The following is a 1,566-nucleotide window of genomic DNA, read 5'->3' as shown; positions in this document are numbered from 1 at the left end:
CGGCTGGACACGGCGCGCGGCGCGCGCCGTCCACTTTACATCGTGAGGGCAGCGTGACATGGAAAGCCTGAAAATAGACGGTGACCGCCTCTGGAAAAGCCTGATGGAGCTGGCGAGAATCGGCGCGACGGAAAAGGGCGGCGTGAAGCGGCTTGCCTTGACGGAGCTCGACAAGCAGGGCCGGGATCTTGTCACTTCGTGGGGACGCCAGGCGGGGCTCGATGTGACGGTCGATCAGATCGGCAACATCTTCATGCGCCGCAAAGGCCGCAATTCGTTGCGCCCGCCGGTGGTATCGGGAAGTCATATCGACACCCAGCCGACCGGCGGGAAATTCGACGGCAACTACGGCGTCCTGGCTGCCCTCGAGGTTGTGCGAACGCTGAACGACGCGGGCATAGAAACCGATGCGCCGATTGAAGTCGCAATCTGGACGAACGAAGAGGGATCGCGATTCGTGCCGGTGATGATGGGCTCAGGGGTGTTTTGCGGCGCGTTCAGCCTGCAACACGCCTACGAGGCGACCGACATCGAGGGCAAGCGTGTACGGTCGGAACTGGAATACATCGGTTACCTCGGGGATCAGACGCCGGGTGACCATCCGATCGGCGCCTATCTCGAGGCTCATATCGAACAGGGCCCCGTGCTGGAGGATGCGGAAAAGGTTATTGGCGTGGTGCCGGCGGTGCTGGGGTTGTCCTGGTACGACTGCGAGGTGTCGGGCATGGAGGCTCACGCGGGCCCCACGCCCATGAAACTGCGCAAGGACGCGCTTCAGGTCGCCACGCGCATCATGCAGGAAGTCGTGGAAATCGCGAACCGGTACCCACCGTACGGCCGCGGCACGGTCGGATTTGTGCAAACATTCCCTAACAGCCGGAACGTGATTCCGGGCCGGGTCAATTTCAGTGTCGATCTGAGAAACGTGAGCGCCGATCTGCTGAAGAAGATGGATGCTGAATTGATGAAGTTCATTGATTCGCTGTCGAGCGAAAGCGGACTGCCAATCAGCCTCAAGCAGGTTTCGTATTACCCGCCTTGCGATTTTCATCCAGATTGCGTCGAAGCGATTCGTGGTGCCACGAATGCATTGGGATACTCGAGCATGGATGTGGTCTCGGGCGCGGGTCATGATGCCATCTATGCCGCAAGAGTGGCCCCGGCCGGAATGATTTTCGTGCCGTGCAAGGACGGGATCAGCCACAATGAAATCGAAGACGCACAACCCAGCCACCTCGAAGCCGGCGCGAATGTTTTGTTGCATTCGATGCTGGAACTCGCTCGACGCTGATTCTGCATGCGATCGTTGACGGTCGATTAACCCGACGCAGGAGATGCTCGTGATCGACCTGGAACCGGGTCAGTCAACGTGCTGCTGATCGAAGATCGGCGACAGCTTGCTGCCCGGGCGCCACGCGGACCTTTACGCGAGGCGTAAGCAGTTGGATTGCGCACGAAGCTCTGACCGATCAGCGGGCGTCCAGAAATATACAAAATAGTAGAGACGCCATTTAACCGGACAGGGCTGGATTACGACTACAAGGGGGGGCGGGTGCCGCGCTTAAC

General features: G+C 59.7%; 1 protein-coding gene. It reads left to right on the top strand.

Translation table 11 applies throughout. The features are described from left to right. The first annotated feature begins 58 nt into the window (after positions 1 to 58). Entirely contained in the window at positions 59 to 1,291 is a 1,233-nt protein-coding gene (locus BO1_RS48810; protein ID WP_028223772.1) for a Zn-dependent hydrolase, read from the top strand. Positions 1,292 to 1,566: the final 275 nt, after the last annotated feature.

Origin of the sequence: Paraburkholderia oxyphila NBRC 105797 (genome assembly GCF_000685075.1) — a bacterium.
Lineage (GTDB): Bacteria > Pseudomonadota > Gammaproteobacteria > Burkholderiales > Burkholderiaceae > Paraburkholderia > Paraburkholderia oxyphila.
The sequence above is the reverse complement of the archived record's forward strand: the minus strand, read 5'-3'. Positions and strand labels throughout refer to the sequence as shown.